Origin of the sequence: Rubellimicrobium roseum (genome assembly GCF_006152145.1) — a bacterium.
Lineage (GTDB): Bacteria > Pseudomonadota > Alphaproteobacteria > Rhodobacterales > Rhodobacteraceae > Rubellimicrobium > Rubellimicrobium roseum.
The window spans coordinates 468,111-487,306 of the sequence record NZ_VDFV01000001.1 but is presented as its reverse complement, the minus strand read 5'-3'; the positions used below and the strand labels follow the sequence as shown (position 1 = coordinate 487,306).

Genomic DNA, 19,196 nt, shown 5'->3' with positions numbered 1-19,196 from the left:
GGAAAGGAGCCGACCCATGCCGCAGAACGCCCTCTCCGACCGTCCATCGCCCCAGCCCCGACCGCGCGCCGGCCGGCCCTCATCCGACCCGATCCGCCCTTCCGCCCCGCAACAGAAGCCCTATCTCGGTCTTGCGCGGACCCGGGGAGGACCTTGCGCTGTCCGGGCGCAGCGTTCAGACAGCCATGGTCGTCCGCGATGCGGCGTCCCGTTCCAGCGTAGCCGAGTGTGAGCCCCGCCCCATGACCGATCCGGTTCGCCCCTCCACCCCCCTTCTCGACCGCGTGCGCGAGCCCCGCGACCTCAAGCGGCTTACGGAGGCCCAACTGCACCAGCTCGCCCAGGAGCTCCGGGCCGAGACGATCTCGGCCGTTTCCGTGACGGGCGGGCATCTCGGCGCGGGGCTGGGGGTGGTGGAGCTCACCGTCGCGCTCCACGCGGTCTTCGACACGCCGCGCGACCGGCTCGTCTGGGACGTGGGCCACCAAGCCTATCCTCACAAGATCCTGACCGGACGGCGCGACCGCATCCGCACCCTGCGCCAGAAGGATGGCCTGTCGGGCTTCACCAAGCGGTCCGAAAGCCCCTACGACCCCTTCGGGGCGGCGCATTCCTCCACCTCCATCTCGGCCGCGCTGGGCTATGCCGTGGCGCGCGACCTCGGCGGCGACCCGCCCGACGGCTGCGGGATCGGCGACTGCATCGCGGTGATCGGCGACGGCTCGATCAGCGCCGGGCAGGCCTACGAGGCGCTCAACAACGCGGGCCACCTGGGCCGGCGGCTCTTCGTCATCCTCAACGACAACGAGATGTCGATCGCGCCCCCCGTGGGCGCCATGTCGGCCTACCTGTCGCGCCTCTATTCCGGGGCCCCGTTCCAGGACCTCAAGGCCGCCGCCAAGGCCGCCGCCGGCCTGCTGCCCCCGCCGCTGCGCGAAGGCGCGCGCCGCGCCAAGGACGCGCTGAAGCATCTCGCCGTCGGCCACGGCACGCTCTTCGACGAGCTGGGCTTCTCCTATGTGGGCCCCATCGACGGGCACGACATGGACAGCCTCCTCGCGGTGCTGCGCACGGTCAAGGCGCGCGCCACGGGGCCCGTGCTGATCCACGCGATCACGCAGAAGGGCAAGGGCTACGCCCCCGCCGAGGCCGCGCGCGACAGGGGCCACGCCACCAACCGCTTCGACGTGGTGACGGGCGCGCAGGCCAAGGCGCCCAGCAATGCGCCCTCCTACACCGGCGTCTTCGCCGACGCGCTGGTGCGGCTGGCCGAGACCGACCGCCGCATCGTCGCGGTCACGGCCGCCATGCCGGACGGCACGGGGCTGTCGAAGTTCATGGACCGCTTCAGCGACCGTTGCTTCGACGTCGGCATCGCCGAGCAGCACGCCGTGACCTTCGCCGCCGGTCTCGCGGCGGGGGGCCTCCGGCCCTTCTGCGCGATCTACTCGACGTTCCTCCAGCGCGGCTACGACCAGGTCGTGCACGACGTGGCCATCCAGCGGCTTCCCGTCCGCTTCGCCATCGACCGGGCCGGGCTCGTGGGCGCGGACGGGGCGACCCATGCCGGCGCCTTCGACGTGACGTTCCTCGCAAACCTCCCGGGCTTCGTCGTCATGGCCGCCGCCGACGAGGCGGAGCTCGCCCGCATGGTCGCGACCGCTGCCGCGCATGACGGCGGCCCCATCGCCTTCCGCTTCCCGCGCGGCGAGGGCGTAGGGGTGGAGATCGATTGGGCCGCGTCGCCGCTGCCCATCGGCCAGGGCCGGGTCGTGCGCGAAGGCGCGGGCGTCGCGCTCCTGTCCTTTGGCACGCGGCTCCACGAGGCCCTGCGCGCCGCCGAGGCGCTGGAGGCGCGCGGCATCCGTCCCACGGTGGCCGACGCCCGCTTCGCCAAGCCGCTTGACCGCGACCTGATCCTGCGGCTGGCGCGCGAGCACGAGGTGCTCGTCACCTTGGAGGAGGGCGCCATCGGCGGCTTCGGCAGCCATGTCGCGCAGCTCCTGGCCGAGGAGGGCATCTTCGACCGGGGCCTGAAGTTCCGCTCGATGACGCTGCCGGACAGCTTCATCGACCAGGCCAGCCCGCGCGAGATGTACGCCATGGCCGGCCTTGAGGCTCAGGACATCGAGGCCAAGGTGCTGGAGGCGCTAGGCCTGAAGGTCCTGGGCCGCACGGTCCGGGGCTGACGGCTCCGGCGCGCCGGGCTCAGCGGCAGAGCGTCAGCCGCTCGGCCCGGCGCAGGGTGTTGTGGATGTCCACCGCCGCGACCTCGGCCTGCGCCATGGCGACCGCGATCTGGTTGAGCCCCGTCACCGCGTCCCCCGCCGCGTAGACGCCCGGATGCGAGCTCCGCTGATGGGCGTCGGTCACGAAGCGGCGATCCTCGGTCAGCTCCACCCCCAGCATCCCCGCGAGGTCCGTGCGGGGCTCGACCCCGAGCCCGGTGTAGGCGGTGTGGAAGCGCAGCTCCCGCCCGTCCTCCAGATAGACTTGCACCTGCTCGCGCGCGCAGTCGAGCCGGCGCAGCGGCGTCTCGACCACCCGAATGCCCGCGTCGCGCAGCCGCGCCCGGTCGTCCGCAGGCAGGTCCAGCGCCGCGCCCATCGTCACCAGCGTCAGGTTGTCGGTGTAGCCGCGCAGGAACAGCGCCTCGCCGGCCGCGGCGGCGCCATGACCCAGGACCGCCACGCGCTTGCCCCGCACCTCATAGCCGTCGCAGATCGGGCATTGCCGGATCGCGCCGCGCTGCACATGGCCAATGGCGTCCTCGACGGGGGGCAGGTTATCGCGCACGCCCGTGGCGAGGAGGAGGAATGGCGCGACCAGCGGACCGCCCCCCGTCTCGACCCGCAGCCGCCCGTCCTCCTCGCGCCCCAACGCCGTGACCGTGCCGCGCTCCACCCCGCCGCCGAACTCCGCCAACTGCGCCCGCATCCGCTCCAGAAGCTCGATGCCGTTGATCCCGCCTGGAAAAGCGGGGTGGTTGTGCGATCGCGGGATCCACGAGGCCCGACTCTCGCCCCCGTCCACCAGTGCGAAGCGCCGCCCGAACCGCGCGAGGAAGATCGCGGCGGTGAGCCCCGCCGGCCCGCCGCCGACGATGACACAATCGAGAGGTGCTTCGGCCATGCGCAGTGGATCTCCGTTCCGTTTCGTCAATCGGGCGCTTCGGTGAACCATGCGCGTGCCGCAGGGTTCCCCGTTCCGATCCCCCCGGAACGGGCGGCCGCGCGCCGCGTTCGATGAGGGCCGCCACGACGAGGGACGACCCTTGCCCGACACGCTCTCCACCCCGGCCCCGCCGGACCTCGACCGGGCGAGCCTCGACGCCCTGGGCCTCGGGCTCTACCGCATCGACGGCGAGGGGCGCTGCACCTTCATAAACCGGGCCGGGCTCGACCTCCTGGGCTATCGCGAGGACGAGGTGCTCGGGCGGAACATGCACGACCTCATCCACCACAGCCACCCGGACGGCTGTCCCTATCCGCGCTCGGCCTGCCCGCTGGTCGCCGCCAACCGCGCCGGCCGGCCGGTGCGGCTGTCCAACGAGACGCTCTGGCGCCGGGACGGCGGCTTCTTCATGGCCGAATACTCGGCCTGGCCGCTGCCCGGGGAAGGAAGCGTCGTCACCTTTGCCGATCTCGCCCGTCAGGGAGGCGCACAGGACCGCCTGGCGCTGCAGGTCACGGTGAGCCGGATGCTCGCGGGGACGGCCGACCTCGAGGAGGTGCTGCCGCGCCTCCTGGCCGCCGTGGGCGGGGCCTTCGACGCCCGCGCCGCCGTCTTCTGGAGCCTGAGCCACCGCGAGCGGCGCCTGAACCCCGAGGCGCTCTGGGCCGCCCCCGGCCTCGACGCAGCCCCGCTGGCCGCGCAGCCGCTCGGGCGCGGGGCCGGCCTGCCGGGGCGGGCCTGGGAGGAGGACGAGATCCTCTGCGCCGCTCCCGAGGAGGACGGCCGGCGCGCCGCAGCCGAGGCGGCGGGACTCCGCTTCGCGCTCGCCATCCCGCTGCGATCAGGCCGACGCCTCCTCGGCGTGATCGAGGTCTTCCTTCCCGAACCGATCCCGGTCGACGACGACCTCTTGGACAGCGCCGCCGCCCTGGGCCAGCAGGTCGGCCAGTATCTCCGCCGCCGGCGCGCCGAGGAGGCGCTGCGCTCGCGCGAGGAGGAGTTCCGCGCCCTGGCCGAGAACCTGCCCCAGCTCACCTGGATGGCCGACCCCGACGGGGCGATCACCTGGTTCAACCGACGCTGGTACGATTACACCGGCACGACGCCCGAGCTGGTCCAAGGCTGGGGCTGGCGCGACCTCCTGCATGCCGACCACCGCGCCCGCGTTGAGGAGTCCCATCGCCAAGCCATCGCGACGGGCGAGGTCTGGGAGGACACCTTCCCCCTGCGCGGGGCGGATGGCCGCTTCCGATGGTTCCTGTCGCGCGCCGTCCCCATTCCCGACGACGAGGGGCGCCTCCTGCGCTGGTTCGGCACCAGCACCGACATCACCGAGCAGCGCCGGGCCGAGTTCCGCGCCCTCGCCGCCGAGCGGCGGCTGCGCTTCGCGCTCCAGGTCGCGCGGATCGGCTCCTGGTCCTGGGACTTCGAGACCGAGACGATGGAAGCCGACGAGGGCGTGCAGGCCATCTTCGGCCTGGCCGGAGGCGAGGACGGCGTGCCGGCGCGCGACTTCTTCGACCGCATCCATCCCGACGACCGCGCGCGGGTCGAGGCAGCCTTCGCCGCGGCCCGCGCGTCGCAGGGCGAGTTCGACCTGGAGTTCCGCGTCGTGACCGGCGCGGACGAGGTGCGCTGGGCCGTGGCGCGCGGCGGGGTGGAGCGTCGCCCCTTCGGCCGCAGCCTTTATGCGCTGGGCATCACCTGGGACCTGACCGAGCGCAAGCGCCACGAGGAGGACCTCGCCCGCGCCAAGGAGGCCGCCGAGGACGCGAACCGCGCCAAGAGCCAGTTCATCGCCAACATGAGCCACGAGCTGCGCACGCCGCTTTCGGCCATCATCGGCTATGCCGAGCTCCTGGACGAGGAGGCCGGCGACCTCGGGGCCGAGGCCGAGCCCATCCGCGAGGACCTGGCCCGGATCGAGTCGAGCGCCCGGCACCTGCTGACGCTCATCAACGGCGTGCTGGACCTGTCCAAGATCGAAGCCGGCAAGATGGAGGTGGACATCGAGACCTTCGACCCGGCCGCCGTCGCCCGAGAGGTCGGCGACACCGTCGAAAGCCTCATGGCCAGAAAGGCGAACCGCTTCACGGCTCGCGTCGCGCCCGACCTCGGCCTGATGCACTCGGACCCGGTGAAGCTCCGGCAGTGCCTCTTCAACCTCCTGTCCAACGCCGCCAAGTTCACCGAAGGCGGCGAGGTCACCCTGGACGCCCGGCGCGAAGGCGACCGGATCGTGTTTCGCGTGGCCGACACCGGCATCGGCATGACGCCCGAACAGCAGGCCCGCCTCTTCCAGCGCTTCGCGCAGGCCGACGTGTCCACCACTCGCCGCTTCGGCGGCACGGGGCTCGGGCTCGCGCTGACCCGCGCCTTCGCCGGGATGCTGGGGGGCACCGTCGCCGTCGAGAGCGCGGAAGGGCAGGGGACCACCTTCTCCCTGACCCTTCCCGCGGATGCGCGGGCTCCGGAGGCCGAGGCCGTGCCGGCCCCCGCCACCAGGACGGAGGACGCGCCCATCCTTGTCATCGACGACGACCCGCACATGCGCGATCTCCTGGGCCGGTTCCTGGGCCGCGACGGTCTCCCGGTCGCCGTGGCCGCCGATGGCGAAGCGGGGCTCTCGCTGGCCCGCGACCTCCGGCCCTCGGCCATCCTCCTCGACGTGATGATGCCGCGCATGGACGGCTGGGCGGTGCTGGCGGCGCTCAAGGCCGACCCCGTCACGGCCGAGATCCCCGTCATCATGATCTCCATGTTCCGCGAGACGGGACTCGCCTATTCGCTGGGCGCGGCCGACTACCTGACGAAGCCCATCGACTGGACGCGCCTCAAGGCCGCGCTGGACCGTCATCGCCGCCAGCCCGGGCCGGGCCTCGCGCTGATCGTGGAAGGCGAGCCCGCCACGCGCGAGGAGCTGCGCGACCTCCTGGCCGCCCAGGGCTGGAAAGTGGCCGAGGCCGCCGACGCCAACTCCGCCCGTGCCCATATGGCCGAGAGCGCGCCCGACCTCCTCCTCGTCAACATGGAGATGCCCGAGGTCGGAGGCTTCGCGCTCCTGCGGGCCCTGCGGCGGGACGAGGCGCTGCGAGGGGTGCCGGTGATCGCCCTGACGGAAGGTGGCCTGCCGCCCGAGGAACGCGCCCGCCTGCGCGACCAGGTCCGGCAGGTGATCCAGACGGGCGAGGACAGCGTGGACGAGCTCTGCGACGAGCTTCGCCGCATCGCAGCCGAGCGGACAGGCCGGCTGCCGGAACAGGCAATGGGGGACGAGACGAATGGCGAAGCTGCTCCTGGTTGAGGACACGCCCGAGATCTGGGACTTCCTGTCCCGAAGGCTCCAGCGGCGCGGGCACGAGGTGGCGCTCGCGCACGATGGCGAAGCCGGGCTCGCCCGCGCGCGCGGGGACCGGCCCGAGGTGATCCTTCTCGACATGAACCTGCCGGTCATGGACGGCTGGACCGTGGCCCGCACGCTCAAGGACGACCCGCAGACGGCCGCGATCCCGATCATCGCGCTGACCGCCCATGCGCTTGCGGGGGACCGCGACAAGGCCATCGCGGCGGGCTGCGACGACTACCATCCCAAGCCCGTCGACTTCTCGCGCCTTCTCGGCCAGATCGACGCCGCGCTGGGGACCGCGCCATGAGGGTGGGCGAGATCATGGCCCGCCATGTCGAGTTCGTGGCCCCCGACGCCCCCGTGACCGAGGCGGCCGAGCTCATGGGCGAACTCGACGTGGGCGCGCTGCCGGTGGGCTCCCCCGAGGACCTCGACGGCGTCGTGACCGACCGCGACATCCTCTACCGCGTGGTGGCGCGCGGGCTCCATCCGGGTCAGGTCGCGGTGCGCGACGTGGCCACCCGCCCCGTGATCGGCTGCGGCGAGGACGACAGCCTGCAGACCGCCATGGACCTCATGGCCGCCCACACGATCCGCCGCCTCGCCGTGCGCGACGCGGGCGGGCGCGTGGTGGGCTGGATCACCCTGGCCGACCTCGCGCGCCGCCTTCTCGTGGACAGCGTCCCGGTGCAGGAGGCGTTGCGCGGCCTGACTGAGGCGCCCGCTCAGGCCCGATAGCGCCGCTCCAGGCTGGCCGCCAGCTCGGGCGAAAGCCCGAGCCGCGCCGCAAGGAAGTCGAGGAAGGCCCTGTTCGCCCGGCCCCGCCGGTTGATCGCCAGGAGCGCCGCCGCATAGGCGTGCGAGCCCAGCCCCGCCTCCGCCGCCCGCAGCAGCAGCGGCCCGAGCGGCGGCTCCTCTCCCTCCAGCAGCGCCCCCAGCCGTCGCGCCTCGGGCTCGCCTGCCCCCGCCAAGGCGAGCGCCTGCGGAAGCTGCCGCGCCTCGCGCGCGTCCACCGCCCCGTCCGCCCGTGCGGCGGCGGCCATCAGCCCCAGGAGCAGCTCCGTCTCCTCCTCCGCCAGCGCCCGGAAGTTCAGCGTGTGCGGCACCAGCGTCTGCCGGCGGTTGGCGAGCCAGCCGTCCAGGACCTTGGTCGTCACCGCAAGGCGCAGGTCCGTCCCGGCGTCCCAGGCGGGCCGCGCGGGCCGGGCCCCGGTCGCCTCCTGCGCCCCTGACTCCAGCGCCGCGGCCTGTCCGTCCCGGTCGCGCACGCGCCCCCGTAGCCAGTCGATCACGCCCATGCCCCCGCCCCTCCGGTCCCGCGCCGCCCGAGGGAACCGGCCCGCCCCCCGGGCGGTTCCGGGGGCCCGGACCCGACCCAGGACAGTGGACCCCGTGACCCTCGATCAAGCGCTCGCCTTCGGCCTGATGGCCGTGACCATCGGCCTGTTCATCTGGGGGCGTCTGCCCTACGACCTCGTGGCGGTGCTGGCCCTGGTCGCGGGCGTCCTCCTCGGCATCATCCCCGCTGACGAGGCATTCTCGGGCTTCGGCGACGACGTGGTCATCATCGTGGCCACCGCGCTTCTCGTCTCGGCCGCCGTGGCGCGTTCGGGCGCGGTCGAGACGGCGATGCGCCCGCTCCTGCGCCGCATGAGGGGGCCGCAGGCCCAGGTCCCGGTCATGGCCGGGGCGGTCACGCTCCTCAGCATGGTCACCAAGAACGTGGGCGCGCTTGCCATGCTGATGCCGGTGGCGACGCAGGTCTCGCGCCGGACAGGCACGCCCCTGTCCTTCCTTCTCATGCCCATGGCCTTTGGCTCGCTCATCGGTGGCATCGTGACGATGGTGGGCACCTCGCCCAACATCCTCGTCTCCAAGGTGCGCGAGGACATCACGGGCGAGCCCTTCGGGATGTTCGACTACACGCCCGTGGGCCTCGTCATCGCCGCGACCGGCCTCGTCTTCCTGTCCTTCGCCTATCGCGTCCTGCCCGATACGCGCCGCACGGGCGGCGGCGGCATGGACGCCGCCTTCACGCTCGAGGACTACGCCACCGAGGCGCGCGTGCCCGAGGGCTCGCCCTTCGTCGGCCGCACGGTGGCCGAGCTCGAGGCGCTGGGCGAGGGCGGCGTTAAGGTCACCACCGTGATCCGCGAGCGCTTCCGCCGCCACGTCCCCCGCCCCGACTGGGAGATCCGGGCCGAGGACGTGCTCCTGCTCACCGGCGAGCCCGAGGACCTCGAACGCGTCACCGCCCGCGCCCGCCTGCGCCTCGCCGGCGAGGAGGTGGCCGAGGACGAAGGGGCCGAGGACAGCGTCGTGGCCGAGGGGGTCGTGACGGCCGACTCGCCGCTCGTGGGCCAGACTCCGGCCGAGGCGCGGCTCCGCCGTCATCACGGCCTCGGCCTTCTGGCCGTGAGCCGCCGAAACCAGCGCCTCACCCGCCGCCTGCGCCGGCTGCGGCTGGAGGTGGGCGACGTCCTGATCCTCAAGGCGTCCCGCGACCGGCTGGCCGAGTCGTTGGGCGAACTGCGCATCCTGCCGCTGTCCGAGCGCGACGTGGCCCTGGGCCGGCGCAAGCGGAGTTGGCTGCCCATCGGCATCCTCGCCGCCGCCATGGTCCTCGTGGCCCTGCACCTCGTGCCCGTGGCCGTCGCCTTCGCAGGGGCGGCGGCGCTCGTGCTGCTTCTGCGCATCATGACGATGGAGGAGGCCTACGAGTCGATCGAGTGGTCGGTGATCGTGCTCCTGGCCGCCCTGATCCCGGTCAGCGGCGCGATCGAGGCCACGGGGGGCACCGACCTCCTCGCGGCGGGGCTCGAACGGGTCGCGGGGGCGGTGCCGCCGCTCGTCGCCTTGGGCCTGATGATCGTGCTGGCCATGGCGGTCACCCCCTTCCTCAACAACGCGGCGACCGTGCTGGTGATGGCCCCCATCGCCGCAAGCCTTGCCCAGCGGCTGGGCCTCAACCCCGACCCGTTCCTGATGGCGGTGGCGGTGGGGGCGGCCTGCGACTTCCTCACCCCCATCGGCCACCAGTGCAACACGCTGGTCATGGGCCCGGGCGGCTACCGCTTCGGCGATTACTGGAAACTCGGCCTGCCGCTCTCGATCCTGGTCGTGGTCGTGGGCACCCCCCTCATCGCCGCCATCTGGGGCCTGGGCACGCCCTAGTCCCTAGGCGCCCCCTTCAGCGCCGGATGGATCGCGAGGGACTTCGGAGGGATCTGCCCATGGCGCGCGACGTTGGCCGCGAGGGGCTCGACCCGCCGCCTAGGCCGGACCGTGGCGGCGGTCATCTCGTCGACGCCGACGAACCGCCCGGCCCCGTGCGCGCCCAGCACGGCAGCCTCCTTCGAGGGCGCATCGCGGCTTGCGGGAAGCCCCGCGATGTCGGCACGGACCCGCAGTCAAAGGTCCGGCGCCGCCGCGCCCCCACCAACGGTAATCTTGGAACTTTTGTAGCGCGCGCGCCCAAAAGCATCGAGGATCGCGCGTCTCGAAGCCGAAATCCTCATCACCGCGCGAACGACGTGCGGCAACCCCTGGACGAGTGTAAGCCCCACGATGGCCCCGCGCGAGAGGGGATCGGTGTAGGGCGTGCGGTTGCGCTGGAAGTAGTCTTTCACGATCAACTCTTCGTCCCCCAGAGGCAGGGCGGCGGCTCGGCGGTTGAGGTCCTCAAAGTCGAACAGACCCCCGTGAGCCGCCCCAGCCAGTTGACGATGGATGCCGTGGAGGTCTGTCCTCTTTCCACGATCCAGCGGCCCGGATTGACGATGTTGTCGCGGGTCTCCAGATGCCCGGCGCGTGCAGCGGCGCCTCGGTCACGCCGAACTCCCGCAGGGCACCGCCTGTCTAGCGCTCTGACAGGTCAAAGATCCGCGCACGCAGGCTCTCGGTGCCGCTGTCGGCAGCCCAGACATTCGGCCAAGCTCGTCCTCCTCCAAAGGGCCTGCGGTCCCAGCCCGAGCCGGCCCTTCGCCCTTTCGCCGATGCCGCCCCCTAGTCCGTCAGGCGCGTCGCGCGACGGGCCCTGCTACCGCCTTCATCCAGGAGACAACCGCTTCCCTCGCCTATGCGGCAGTCGATCAGCCTAAGGGTTAAGCTGTTAAAAAATCCTTACAATTTATCATGCGCCTCCTGCATGGCGGCCTTGTCCAAGCGGACATTGTGCAGGTGCAGCATATGGCTATCTGTCGTCCCGAGAGCGCTAACACGGCGCTACATCCCGGCCCGCCCCATGCGGGTCCGTCAATGATCAGGAGCCCATCATGGCCGCCACCACCTACGACCGCACCTATGCCGCCGCCCGTCCCAGCCTCCGTGCCTCCCTCGGGCAGCGAGTCGCCCAGTACCGCGCCTACCGCCAGACGCTGAGCGAACTGGGCCAGCTCACCGACCGGGAGCTTGCCGACCTCGGCCTGCACCGCTCCCAGATCACCGAGATCGCGACCGAGGCCGCCTACGGCGCCTGACGCCTTGACGGCCCGCGACGCCACTCCTACCCCCGCCGGGCCGGGCCCCTTGGGGCCTGCCGCAGGGGAGGGGATGGCATGGAACGCCTGATGGGCCGCTCGGCTCTCATCACCGGGGGCGCGCGCGGCATTGGCGCCGCCATCGCCCGTGCCTACGCCCGCGAAGGCGCGACCGTTGCCATCGCCGACCTCGACGTAGCCGCCTGCGAGCGCACAGCCGCCGCCATCGGCTCTGCGGCCTGGCCCCTGCGCCTCGACGTGGCCACCCAGAACAGCATCGACGCCGCGGTCGCGGCCGTGCTGGAGCGCACGGGGCGGCTCGACATCCTTGTGAACAACGCCGGCGTCTACGACATGGAGCCCGTGCCCGACATGACGCGCGGCAGCTTCGACCGGCTCTTCGCGGTCAATGTCGCGGGCACGCTCTTCACCCTTCAGGCTGCCGCCCGTGCGATGATCGCGCAAGGGCAGGGGGGCCGGATCATCAATCTCGCCTCCCAGGCCGGGCGGCGCGGCGAGTCCCTCTCGCCCGTCTACTGCGCCACCAAGGCCGCCGTCATCAGCCTCACCCAGTCGGCGGGGCTCGACCTGATCCGCCACCGGATCAACGTCAACGCCATCGCCCCCGGCGTGATCGAGAGCGACATGTGGGACCATGTGGACGCGCTCTTCGTCCGGCACGAGGGGCTCGCCCCCGGCGAGAAGAAGCGGCAGGTCGGCATGGCCGTCCCTGCGGGCCGTATGGGCGTGCCCGACGACCTCGCCGGAATGGCCGTCTTCCTCGCCTCGGACGAGGCCGCCTACATCGTTGCGCAGACCTTCAACGTCGATGGCGGCAACTGGATGAGCTGACCTACAGCGCGTCCAGAAGCTCGCGCGTGGGCCAGGCGTCGGCCGGAAGGCCCAGCCGCGCCTGCTCGGCCTGCACGGCGGCGCGGGTCTTGGCCCCGAGGATGCCGTCGGCCTCGCCCACGTCATGGCCCCGTGCCGTCAGCTTCTCCTGAAGCCGGACGACTTCCTCGCCCGACAGCGCCGGGTCGGGCTCGCCCGCGTCGTAGACGGGCGCTCCCATGATGCGGGTGGCGAAGTAGCCCGCCGTGAGGACGTAGGTCAGGCTCTGGTTCCACTCCGTCAGCAGCCCGAAGTTCGGGTAGGCCAGGAACGCGGGCCCCTTGCGCCCCACCGGCAGCACCAGCGCGGCTGGAAGTCCCCCGGCCAGCTCGCCCTCCCGCGCGGCGACCCCCAGCGCGGCCCAGTCCGAGGCCGGCCGGGGCTTGTCGAGCCCGGTCTGGCCCCAATCGAGCCCCTCCGGCACCGTGACCTCCTGCAGCCAGGGCTCGCCCGCGCGCCACCCAAGCCCCGACAGCATCCGGGCGCCCGACAGGAGCGCGTCCTCGCTCGACTCCTTGAGGTCCACGACCCCGTCGCCGTCGCCATCCGCGCCGAACTCCAGGATGTCGCGGGGCAGCATCTGAACCTGCCCGATCTCGCCGGCCCAGGCGCCTGTCACGTCCGTGTCCCAGCGCCCCTCGGCGTAAAGCCGCATCGCCCCCAGCGCCTCAGGGCGGAAAAGCTCGGGCCTCCGGCAGTCATGCGCCAGCGTCACCAGCGCGTCGGTCGTGTCGTAGTCGCCCTGCACCGCGCCGAAGTCCGTCTCGAAGGCCCAGAACGCCAGCAGGATGCCGCGAGGCACGCCCAGCTCGGCCTCGATCCGGTCGAACGTGGCGTCGTGCCGCTCCGACAGGGCTGCCGCCCGCTCCACCCGGTCCTGCGAGATCAGCCGGCGCGAGAAGGCGATGAAGTCCGCCTGGAAGTGCCCCTGGTCGCGGTCCTGCGCCAGCACCTCCGCGCTCTGGCGCGCGCCGGCCAGGAACCCGTCCGCGGCCTCCGGGGCCACGCCCTGCGCCACCGCCTCGGCTTTCAGCCCCTCGAGGAACGCCCCCCAGTCGCCGCCGCAGTCCTGCGCGGTCGCGGGCAGGCCCGCCACGAGAAGAGGAAGTACGAGCCGCATGGGCGTCCTTTCAGATGATGATCTGCTGGCCCAGCTCGATGACCCGGTTGGTGGGGAGCCGGTAGAAGTCCGTCGCGTTGGCCGCCGACTTGGACATGGCGATGTAGAGCGATTCCTGCCACCCCGGCAGGCCCTGGGTCTTCGAGGTGCGGAAGGTCCGGCGGTTGAGGAAGAACGAGGTCGACATGATGTCGAACTTCTCCCCCTGCTTTCGCGCCAGCGCCAGCGCCCGGGGGACGTTCGTCTCCTCCATGTAGCCGAAGGTCATGTCGACGCGGGTGAAACGGTCCGACAGCTTGATGATCTTGATGCGGTCCCCGTCGGGCACGAAGGGCTTGGTGGCGGCCTGCACGTAGACGATGATGTTGCGTTCGTGCAGGACGTGGTTGTGCTTGATGTTGTGCATGAGCGCCGCGGGCGCGATGTCGGGGTCCGAGGTCAGGAACACGGCCGTCCCCGGCACCTCCTGGAGCCGGCTCGACTTAGCCAGCATCTCGATCAGCGCCTCGATGGCGGTGGCGCCGCGCCGGGCGCTGGTCTGGACGTGGCGGGTGCCGCGCACCCAGGTCCACATCACCGTCACCATGGCCGCGGCGAAGAGGATGGGCACCCAGCCCCCGTCCGGGATCTTGAGGATGTTGGCGCCCAGGAAGATCCCCTCGATCACCAAGACCGGCACGACGACCAGCGCCACGAGACCCATGTTCCAGCGCCACGCGCGCAGCAGCACCAGCGAGGCCAGGATCGTGGTGATGACCATGTCGCCGCTCACCGCGATGCCGTAGGCCGCGGCGAGGTTCGACGACGAGCCGAAGACCAGCACCAGGACGATCACCCCCACCGCCAGGATGGCGTTCACCTTGGGCAGGTAGATCTGGCCCTCCTGGCTTTCGGAGGTGTGCAGGATCTCCAGCCGGGGTAGCAGGCCCATGCGAACCGCCTGCTTCATCATCGAGAAGGCGCCCGAGATCACCGCCTGGCTGGCGATGACCGTGGCCATGGTGGCCAGGATCACCAGGGGCAGCAGCGCCCATTCGGGGGCCTGCAGGAAGAACGGGTTCTCGGCCATCGCGGGGTTGGAGAGCACCAGCGCCCCCTGGCCCAGGTAGCTCAGCGTGAGCGCGGGCCACACGAGCACCACCCAGGCCAGCCGGATGGGCCGGCGCCCGAAATGCCCCAAGTCGGCGTAGAGCGCCTCGGCCCCCGTCACGGCCAGGAAGACCGAGCCCAGCACGATCAGCGAGGCGAAGCCGTTGTTCACCAGGAATCCCGCCGCATAGGCCGGGTTGAGCGACCGCAGGATCGAGATGTCGTCCCCGATATGCATCAGCCCCAGCACGGCCATGGTCAGGAACCAGATCGCCGTGATGGGCCCGAACAGCGCCGAGACCGCCCCGGTGCCCCAGCGCTGGACGAAGAACAGCCCCGCGATGATCGCGAGCGTGATGGGGATCACGAAGGTCTGGAAGCGCGGCGTGATAAGGTTCAGGCCCTCCACCGCCGACAGGACCGAGATCGCGGGCGTGATCATCGCGTCCCCGAAGAACAGCGAGATCCCCACCATCCCCAACGCCAGAAGCCAGACGGGCCGCTTCTCCAGCGCCTGCTGGACGAGGGCGACCAGGGACAGCGTTCCCCCTTCGCCCCGGTTGTCGGCGCGCAGGATCAGCACGACGTACTTGAAGGTGACGATCAGGATCAGCGCCCAGATCAGGAGCGAAATCACGCCGTAGACGTCGGCGCGCGACAGCCCGTCGCGCGAGGCCGCATGGAGCGACTCGCGCATGGCGTAGATGGGCGAGGTGCCGATGTCGCCGTAGACCACGCCGATCGAGCCTAGGGTCAGCTTCCACAGGCTGCCGGTGCCGTGCTGGCCGGGGGTGGGCAGGGCCGCATGGGTCTGCGCCGCCGAGGCGGATTCGCCCATCGTCTGGCCGTCGCCCTGATGCACCAGGGCATCCCCCGTCGGTCCGTCGCTGTCGCTCATCGCCATCGTGGGGCCTGCCAATCGTGCATGCCTCATTATAGCGAGGCGCGGCCCTCTGCAATGCGGCGATGGTCGGGCCGGTTCCGCCCGCGTCAGGGCCGCAGGAGCCGCCGGAACAGCGTCTCCAGGTAGTCCCCCGCCTCGGCGAAGGGGTCGTGGCCGTCGCCCAGAACGGCGCGCACCTGGGTGTCGAAGTCGGCGTAGTGCTGCGTGAGCGCCCAGATCGAGAAGACCAGGTGCCGCGCCGGCACGCGCGCGAGCCGCCCGTCCTCCATCCAGCGCTCCAGCACGGCGGCCTTCTCGTCCACCAGCCGCTTCAGTTCTCCCCCCAGGAGGTCCGACAGGTGCGGCGCCCCCCGTAGCACCTCGTTGGCAAAGAGCCGGCTTTCGCGGGGGAAGTCGCGCGACAGGTCCAGCTTGCGCCGCACGTAGAGCAGCACCTCCTCCACTGGATCGCCCTCGGGGTCGAGCGCGCGCAAGGGCGCGAGCCAGGCGTCCAGCAGGTTTTCCAGCAGCGCGAGGTGCACGGCCTCCTTGGAGGGGAAGTAGTAGAGGAGGTTGGGCTTGGATAGCCGCGCCTCCTTGGCGATGCGGTCCAGCGTCGCCCCCGAGAACCCCGCCGCCGAGAAGACCGCGAGCCCTGCTTCTAGGATAGCGGCGCGGTTGCGCTCCTGGATGCGCGTGCGCCCGCCCTGCGGTCGGGTGGGACCCTCGGATTCGCTGCTCATGCTCATGACGTCCTCACGGTGGTCAGGCCCGTGGCAGCCCCCGGCCGCCTTGCCCGTTTCTTCGGCAGATGACCGTTCCGCCCGCGAAATCCTTGACTGGGGTCCGCCCTTTGCTAGCGTGGCTTTGACCGCCTGGTCAAATCAAGACCGGCCGCGGGGCACCCCCCGAAGGCCGCACGGACAGGGAGATGGCGCGATGCCCACGAACGGGGCCAACCTGAGGATCTCGGGCGAGCGGCTGTGGGACAGCCTGATGGAGATGGCCAAGGTCGGCCCGGGGATCGCAGGCGGCAATAACCGCCAGACGCTGACCGATGCCGACGCCGAGGGCCGCCGCCTCTTCCAGCGCTGGTGTGAGGCCGCGGGCTGCACGATGGGCCTCGACACGATGGGCAACATGTTCGCCCGCCGCGAAGGCGAGGACCCGGGCCTCGATCCCGTCTACATGGGCAGCCACCTCGACACCCAGCCCACGGGCGGCAAGTACGACGGCGTGCTGGGCGTGCTGGGGGGCCTGGAGGTCCTGCGCACGCTCAACGACGCCGGTATCCGCACCCGCCGCCCCATCGTGCTCGCTAACTGGACCAACGAGGAGGGCACCCGCTTCGCCCCCGCCATGCTGGCCTCCGGGGTCTTCGCGGGCCTGCACACGCAGGATTATGCCTACGACCGCACGGATGCTGAGGGGAAGCGCTTCGGCGACGAACTCGCCCGCATCGGCTTCGTGGGCGACGAGCCCGTGGGCGCGCGCAGGATCCATTCCATGTTCGAGCTTCACATCGAGCAGGGCCCCATCCTGGAGGCCGAGGGCCAGGAGATCGGCGTCGTCACCCACGGCCAGGGCCTGTGGTGGCTGGAGGTCCGCCTGACGGGGCGCGAGGCGCACACCGGCTCCACGCCCATGACCATGCGCGTCAACGCGGGCCTCGGCATGGCGCGGATCATCGAGATGGTCCACCGCACCGCCATGGACCACCAGCCCGACGCCGTGGGCGCGGTGGGCCACATGAACGTCTGGCCCAACTCGCGCAACGTCATTCCCGGCCGCGCGGTCTTCACCATCGACATCCGCTCGCCGCACCAAGCCAAGCTCGACGCGATGCGCGCCCGCATCGAGGAGGAGGCGCCCCGGATCGCCGCCGATCTGGGCCTGGGCATCGAGATCGAGTCCGTCGGCCATTTCGACCCCGTGACCTTCGACCCGGCCCTCGCCCAAAGCGTGCGCGACGCCGCCGACCGCCTGGGCTACTCGCGGCGCGACATCGTTTCGGGCGCGGGGCACGACGCCTGCTGGATCGCCCGCGTGGCGCCCACGGTCATGATCTTCTGCCCCTGCAAGGACGGCCTGTCGCACAACGAGGCCGAGGAGATCACTCCCGACTGGGCGCAGAAGGGCACGGACGTGCTGCTCCATGCGGTGCTCGACGCCGCCGAGGTCGTGGCGTGAGGCCGGAAAAACCCGCCCCGGACGCCTCCCGCTCGCCGGACCGGCGCGCTAGGCTCCGCCGCGAACAGCCTCGCGGAGCGCCGATGACACGTCTGACCCTTCTCCTCCTGCCCCTTCTCGCCGCCTGCGCGGCCCCCACGCCCGAAGGGCAGGGGACCGACGCGGGCCTTGCCGGCCTCTTCCGGCCCGCCCCCGAGGAGCCCCCCGCGCCCGAGCCGCTGCCGCCCGAGGTCCTCGCCGCGCTGCCCGCCGGCGTGCCGCCCTCGGTCGTGCTGCGCAACGGCGACGGCTGCTACCTCGTCTCGGTCGAGGTCACGGACCCGCCCTCGGGCTATCCGCTGACGGACGCGAACGGCACCCGGATCTGCGACGGCGGCGTGCCCGCGGCGTCGGTGCCGCAGACCGTCGACCTCGGCGGCGCGATCGGAGCCGGGCCGCTGGTGCCGGGCGTCGACACCGCGCCGCCGCTGGTGCCGGGCCCGGTTGCGCCGCCCGCGCCGCTCGCGCCACTGAACCCGACCTGACCGGCCGGGCGACCCCAGAACGAAGAACAGGGAGATCAGGACATCATGGCCAGCACAGTGATCAAGGGCGGCACCGTCGTCACCCATGACCTTTCCTACCCGGCCGACGTCCTGATCGAAGGGGGCCGGATCGCCGACATCGGCCCCGACCTCCGGGGCGACGAGGTGCTCGACGCCACCGGCTGCCTTGTCATGCCGGGCGGCATCGACCCCCACACCCATCTGGAGATGCCCTTCATGGGCACCTACTCCTCGGACGACTTCGAGAGCGGCACCCGCGCCGCGCTCGCGGGCGGCACGACGATGGTGGTGGACTTCGTGCTGCCGGGACAGGGGCAGGGCCTGCTCGATGGCCTCCAGATGTGGCACAACAAGTCGGGCCGGGCCAACTGCGACTACTCCTACCACATGGCCGTGACCTGGTGGGGCGAGCAGGTCTGGAACGACATCCCCAAGGTGCTCGACCAGGGCATCACCACCTTCAAGCACTTCATGGCCTACAAGGGCGCCCTGATGGTGAACGACGACGAGCTCTTCGCGTCGTTCCGCCGCCTGGGCGAGCTTGGCGGCATCGCCCTCGTCCACGCCGAAAACGGCGACGTCGTGGCGGAACTCCAGCGCAAGCTGCTGGAAGAGGGCAATCGCGGCCCCGAGGCCCACGCCTACTCGCGCCCCCCGCAGGTCGAGGGCGAGGCCACCAACCGCGCCATCATGATCGCAGACATGGCGGGCGTGCCGCTCTATGTCGTCCACGTCAGCAGCGAGGACGCCCACGAGGCCATCCGCCGCGCCCGCGCGGGAGGCAAGCGCGTCTGGGGCGAGCCCTTGATCCAGCACCTCACGCTCGACGACAGCGAATACCGCCATCCCGACTGGGACCACGCCGCCCGCCGGGTCATGTCGCCGCCCTTCCGCGACAGGAAGCACCAGGACTCGCTCTGGGCGGGCCTCCAGTCCGGCTCGCTCTCGGTCGTCGCCACCGACCACTGCGCCTTCACGACCGAACAGAAGCGCTTCGGCCTGAACGACTTCACCAAGATCCCGAACGGCACGGGGGGCCTGGAGGACCGGATGCCGATGCTCTGGACCCACGGCGTCGCCACCGGGCGGCTGACGCCCAACGAGTTCGTGGCCGTGACCTCCACCAACATTGCCAAGATCCTGGGCTGCTACCCCCGCAAGGGCGCGGTGATGGTGGGCGCCGACGCCGACCTCGTGGTCTGGGACCCGGAGAAGACCAAGACGATCACGGCCCAAGCCCAGCAGAGCGCCATCGACTACAACGTCTTCGAGGGCCACGAGGTGAAGGGCCTCCCCCGCTTCACGCTCACCCGCGGCTTTGTCGCGATCCACGACGGCGAGGTCCGCACCCGCGAGGGCCACGGCCAGTTCGTCGCCCGCGACCGCGCCCAGCCGGTCGCCAAGGCGCTGAGCACCTGGAAGGAGTTGACCGCGCCTCGTCCCGTGACGCGCACGGGCGTTCCGGCGAGCGGGGTGTGAT

General features: G+C 71.6%; 17 protein-coding genes. 10 read left to right on the top strand and 7 right to left on the bottom strand.

Features of this window, described 5'->3' with window-relative positions; translation table 11 throughout:
* Positions 1 to 242: 242 nt before the first annotated feature.
* The gene (gene dxs, locus FHG71_RS02215) at positions 243 to 2,189 is read left to right on the top strand and encodes a 1-deoxy-D-xylulose-5-phosphate synthase (RefSeq protein WP_139079953.1); all 1,947 of its coding nucleotides are present in this window, start codon (positions 243 to 245) and stop codon (positions 2,187 to 2,189) included.
* Positions 2,190 to 2,208: 19 nt separating this feature from the next.
* Here the strand turns inward: dxs and FHG71_RS02210 are convergent, their stop codons facing one another.
* Entirely contained in the window at positions 2,209 to 3,132 is a 924-nt protein-coding gene (locus tag FHG71_RS02210) for an NAD(P)/FAD-dependent oxidoreductase (protein WP_139079952.1), read from the bottom strand.
* 142 nt (positions 3,133 to 3,274) lie between these two features.
* On the opposite strand from FHG71_RS02210, the gene FHG71_RS02205 reads away from it, so the two are divergent.
* Genes FHG71_RS02205 through FHG71_RS02195 form a run of 3 tightly spaced genes read left to right on the top strand, consistent with a single transcriptional unit; the run spans position 3,275 to position 7,258 of the window.
* Complete coding sequence (locus FHG71_RS02205) at positions 3,275 to 6,478, top strand: response regulator (RefSeq protein WP_176559241.1); 3,204 nt, start codon at positions 3,275 to 3,277, stop codon at positions 6,476 to 6,478.
* On the top strand, positions 6,456 to 6,827 hold the full coding sequence (locus FHG71_RS02200; protein ID WP_139079950.1) for a response regulator: 372 nt from the start codon (positions 6,456 to 6,458) through the stop codon (positions 6,825 to 6,827). The genes FHG71_RS02205 and FHG71_RS02200 overlap by 23 nt, the downstream gene beginning before the upstream one ends.
* The gene (locus FHG71_RS02195; RefSeq protein ID WP_139079949.1) at positions 6,824 to 7,258 is read left to right on the top strand and encodes a CBS domain-containing protein; all 435 of its coding nucleotides are present in this window, start codon (positions 6,824 to 6,826) and stop codon (positions 7,256 to 7,258) included. Before FHG71_RS02200 ends, FHG71_RS02195 begins: the two co-directional genes overlap by 4 nt.
* Here the strand turns inward: FHG71_RS02195 and FHG71_RS02190 are convergent.
* Positions 7,246 to 7,818: a DUF533 domain-containing protein gene (locus FHG71_RS02190; RefSeq protein ID WP_139079948.1), complete on the bottom strand. Its 573-nt coding sequence runs from the start codon at positions 7,816 to 7,818 to the stop codon at positions 7,246 to 7,248. The two genes, FHG71_RS02195 and FHG71_RS02190, sit on opposite strands and share 13 nt — an antisense overlap.
* A gap of 94 nt (positions 7,819 to 7,912) precedes the next feature.
* On the opposite strand from FHG71_RS02190, the gene FHG71_RS02185 reads away from it, so the two are divergent.
* Positions 7,913 to 9,694: an SLC13 family permease gene (locus FHG71_RS02185; RefSeq protein ID WP_139079947.1), complete on the top strand. Its 1,782-nt coding sequence runs from the start codon at positions 7,913 to 7,915 to the stop codon at positions 9,692 to 9,694.
* Here FHG71_RS02185 and FHG71_RS23915 read toward each other — a convergent pair.
* Together FHG71_RS23915 and FHG71_RS24165 are read right to left on the bottom strand one after the other, a co-directional pair.
* A complete protein-coding gene (locus FHG71_RS23915; protein WP_218014005.1) occupies positions 9,691 to 9,864 on the bottom strand; it encodes a hypothetical protein in 174 nt (57 codons plus the stop codon). The genes FHG71_RS02185 and FHG71_RS23915 overlap by 4 nt on opposite strands.
* A gap of 66 nt (positions 9,865 to 9,930) precedes the next feature.
* Complete coding sequence (locus tag FHG71_RS24165) at positions 9,931 to 10,170, bottom strand: FGGY-family carbohydrate kinase (protein WP_484335636.1); 240 nt, start codon at positions 10,168 to 10,170, stop codon at positions 9,931 to 9,933.
* 624 nt (positions 10,171 to 10,794) lie between these two features.
* On the opposite strand from FHG71_RS24165, the gene FHG71_RS02175 reads away from it, so the two are divergent.
* Both FHG71_RS02175 and FHG71_RS02170 read left to right on the top strand, forming a co-directional pair.
* Complete coding sequence (locus FHG71_RS02175) at positions 10,795 to 10,998, top strand: DUF1127 domain-containing protein (RefSeq protein WP_139079946.1); 204 nt, start codon at positions 10,795 to 10,797, stop codon at positions 10,996 to 10,998.
* Positions 10,999 to 11,076: 78 nt separating this feature from the next.
* Positions 11,077 to 11,850, top strand: coding sequence for an L-iditol 2-dehydrogenase (locus FHG71_RS02170; RefSeq protein ID WP_139079945.1), 774 nt, complete (start codon positions 11,077 to 11,079; stop codon positions 11,848 to 11,850).
* Position 11,851: 1 nt separating this feature from the next.
* Here FHG71_RS02170 and FHG71_RS02165 read toward each other — a convergent pair whose 3' ends face one another.
* From FHG71_RS02165 to FHG71_RS02155, 3 genes are all read right to left on the bottom strand, one after another.
* Entirely contained in the window at positions 11,852 to 13,009 is a 1,158-nt protein-coding gene (locus FHG71_RS02165; protein ID WP_139079944.1) for a lytic murein transglycosylase, read from the bottom strand.
* A 10-nt stretch (positions 13,010 to 13,019) separates the two neighbouring features.
* Positions 13,020 to 14,996 (bottom strand): potassium transporter Kup, encoded by a 1,977-nt coding sequence (locus FHG71_RS02160; RefSeq protein ID WP_246045302.1) that lies wholly within the window; start codon positions 14,994 to 14,996, stop codon positions 13,020 to 13,022.
* 92 nt (positions 14,997 to 15,088) lie between these two features.
* Positions 15,089 to 15,724: a TetR family transcriptional regulator C-terminal domain-containing protein gene (locus tag FHG71_RS02155; protein ID WP_139079943.1), complete on the bottom strand. Its 636-nt coding sequence runs from the start codon at positions 15,722 to 15,724 to the stop codon at positions 15,089 to 15,091.
* A gap of 196 nt (positions 15,725 to 15,920) precedes the next feature.
* Here FHG71_RS02155 and FHG71_RS02150 point away from each other — a divergent pair, with 196 nt between their 5' ends.
* The 3 genes from FHG71_RS02150 (at position 15,921) to hydA (ending at position 19,195) form a co-directional block, all read left to right on the top strand.
* Positions 15,921 to 17,171, top strand: a complete 1,251-nt coding sequence (locus FHG71_RS02150) for a Zn-dependent hydrolase (protein WP_139079942.1) — start codon at positions 15,921 to 15,923, stop codon at positions 17,169 to 17,171.
* Positions 17,172 to 17,254: 83 nt separating this feature from the next.
* Positions 17,255 to 17,695: a hypothetical protein gene (locus tag FHG71_RS23340; RefSeq protein ID WP_176559240.1), complete on the top strand. Its 441-nt coding sequence runs from the start codon at positions 17,255 to 17,257 to the stop codon at positions 17,693 to 17,695.
* 45 nt (positions 17,696 to 17,740) lie between these two features.
* The gene (gene hydA, locus FHG71_RS02140) at positions 17,741 to 19,195 is read left to right on the top strand and encodes a dihydropyrimidinase (protein WP_139079941.1); all 1,455 of its coding nucleotides are present in this window, start codon (positions 17,741 to 17,743) and stop codon (positions 19,193 to 19,195) included.
* Position 19,196: the final 1 nt, after the last annotated feature.

Excerpts from the sequence above, each read along its gene's own strand:
- dxs (WP_139079953.1), top strand. The coding sequence starts at position 243 with ATGACCGATCCGGTTCGCCCCTCCACCCCCCTTCTCGACCGCGTGCGC.
- FHG71_RS02210 (WP_139079952.1), bottom strand. The coding sequence starts at position 3,132 with ATGGCCGAAGCACCTCTCGATTGTGTCATCGTCGGCGGCGGGCCGGCG.
- FHG71_RS02200 (WP_139079950.1), top strand. The coding sequence starts at position 6,456 with ATGGCGAAGCTGCTCCTGGTTGAGGACACGCCCGAGATCTGGGACTTC.
- FHG71_RS02195 (WP_139079949.1), top strand. The coding sequence starts at position 6,824 with ATGAGGGTGGGCGAGATCATGGCCCGCCATGTCGAGTTCGTGGCCCCC.
- FHG71_RS02190 (WP_139079948.1), bottom strand. The coding sequence starts at position 7,818 with ATGGGCGTGATCGACTGGCTACGGGGGCGCGTGCGCGACCGGGACGGA.
- FHG71_RS02175 (WP_139079946.1), top strand. The coding sequence starts at position 10,795 with ATGGCCGCCACCACCTACGACCGCACCTATGCCGCCGCCCGTCCCAGC.
- FHG71_RS02170 (WP_139079945.1), top strand. The coding sequence starts at position 11,077 with ATGGAACGCCTGATGGGCCGCTCGGCTCTCATCACCGGGGGCGCGCGC.
- FHG71_RS02165 (WP_139079944.1), bottom strand. The coding sequence starts at position 13,009 with ATGCGGCTCGTACTTCCTCTTCTCGTGGCGGGCCTGCCCGCGACCGCG.
- FHG71_RS02160 (WP_246045302.1), bottom strand. The coding sequence starts at position 14,996 with ATGAGCGACAGCGACGGACCGACGGGGGATGCCCTGGTGCATCAGGGC.
- FHG71_RS02155 (WP_139079943.1), bottom strand. The coding sequence starts at position 15,724 with ATGAGCAGCGAATCCGAGGGTCCCACCCGACCGCAGGGCGGGCGCACG.
- FHG71_RS02150 (WP_139079942.1), top strand. The coding sequence starts at position 15,921 with ATGCCCACGAACGGGGCCAACCTGAGGATCTCGGGCGAGCGGCTGTGG.
- FHG71_RS23340 (WP_176559240.1), top strand. The coding sequence starts at position 17,255 with ATGACACGTCTGACCCTTCTCCTCCTGCCCCTTCTCGCCGCCTGCGCG.
- hydA (WP_139079941.1), top strand. The coding sequence starts at position 17,741 with ATGGCCAGCACAGTGATCAAGGGCGGCACCGTCGTCACCCATGACCTT.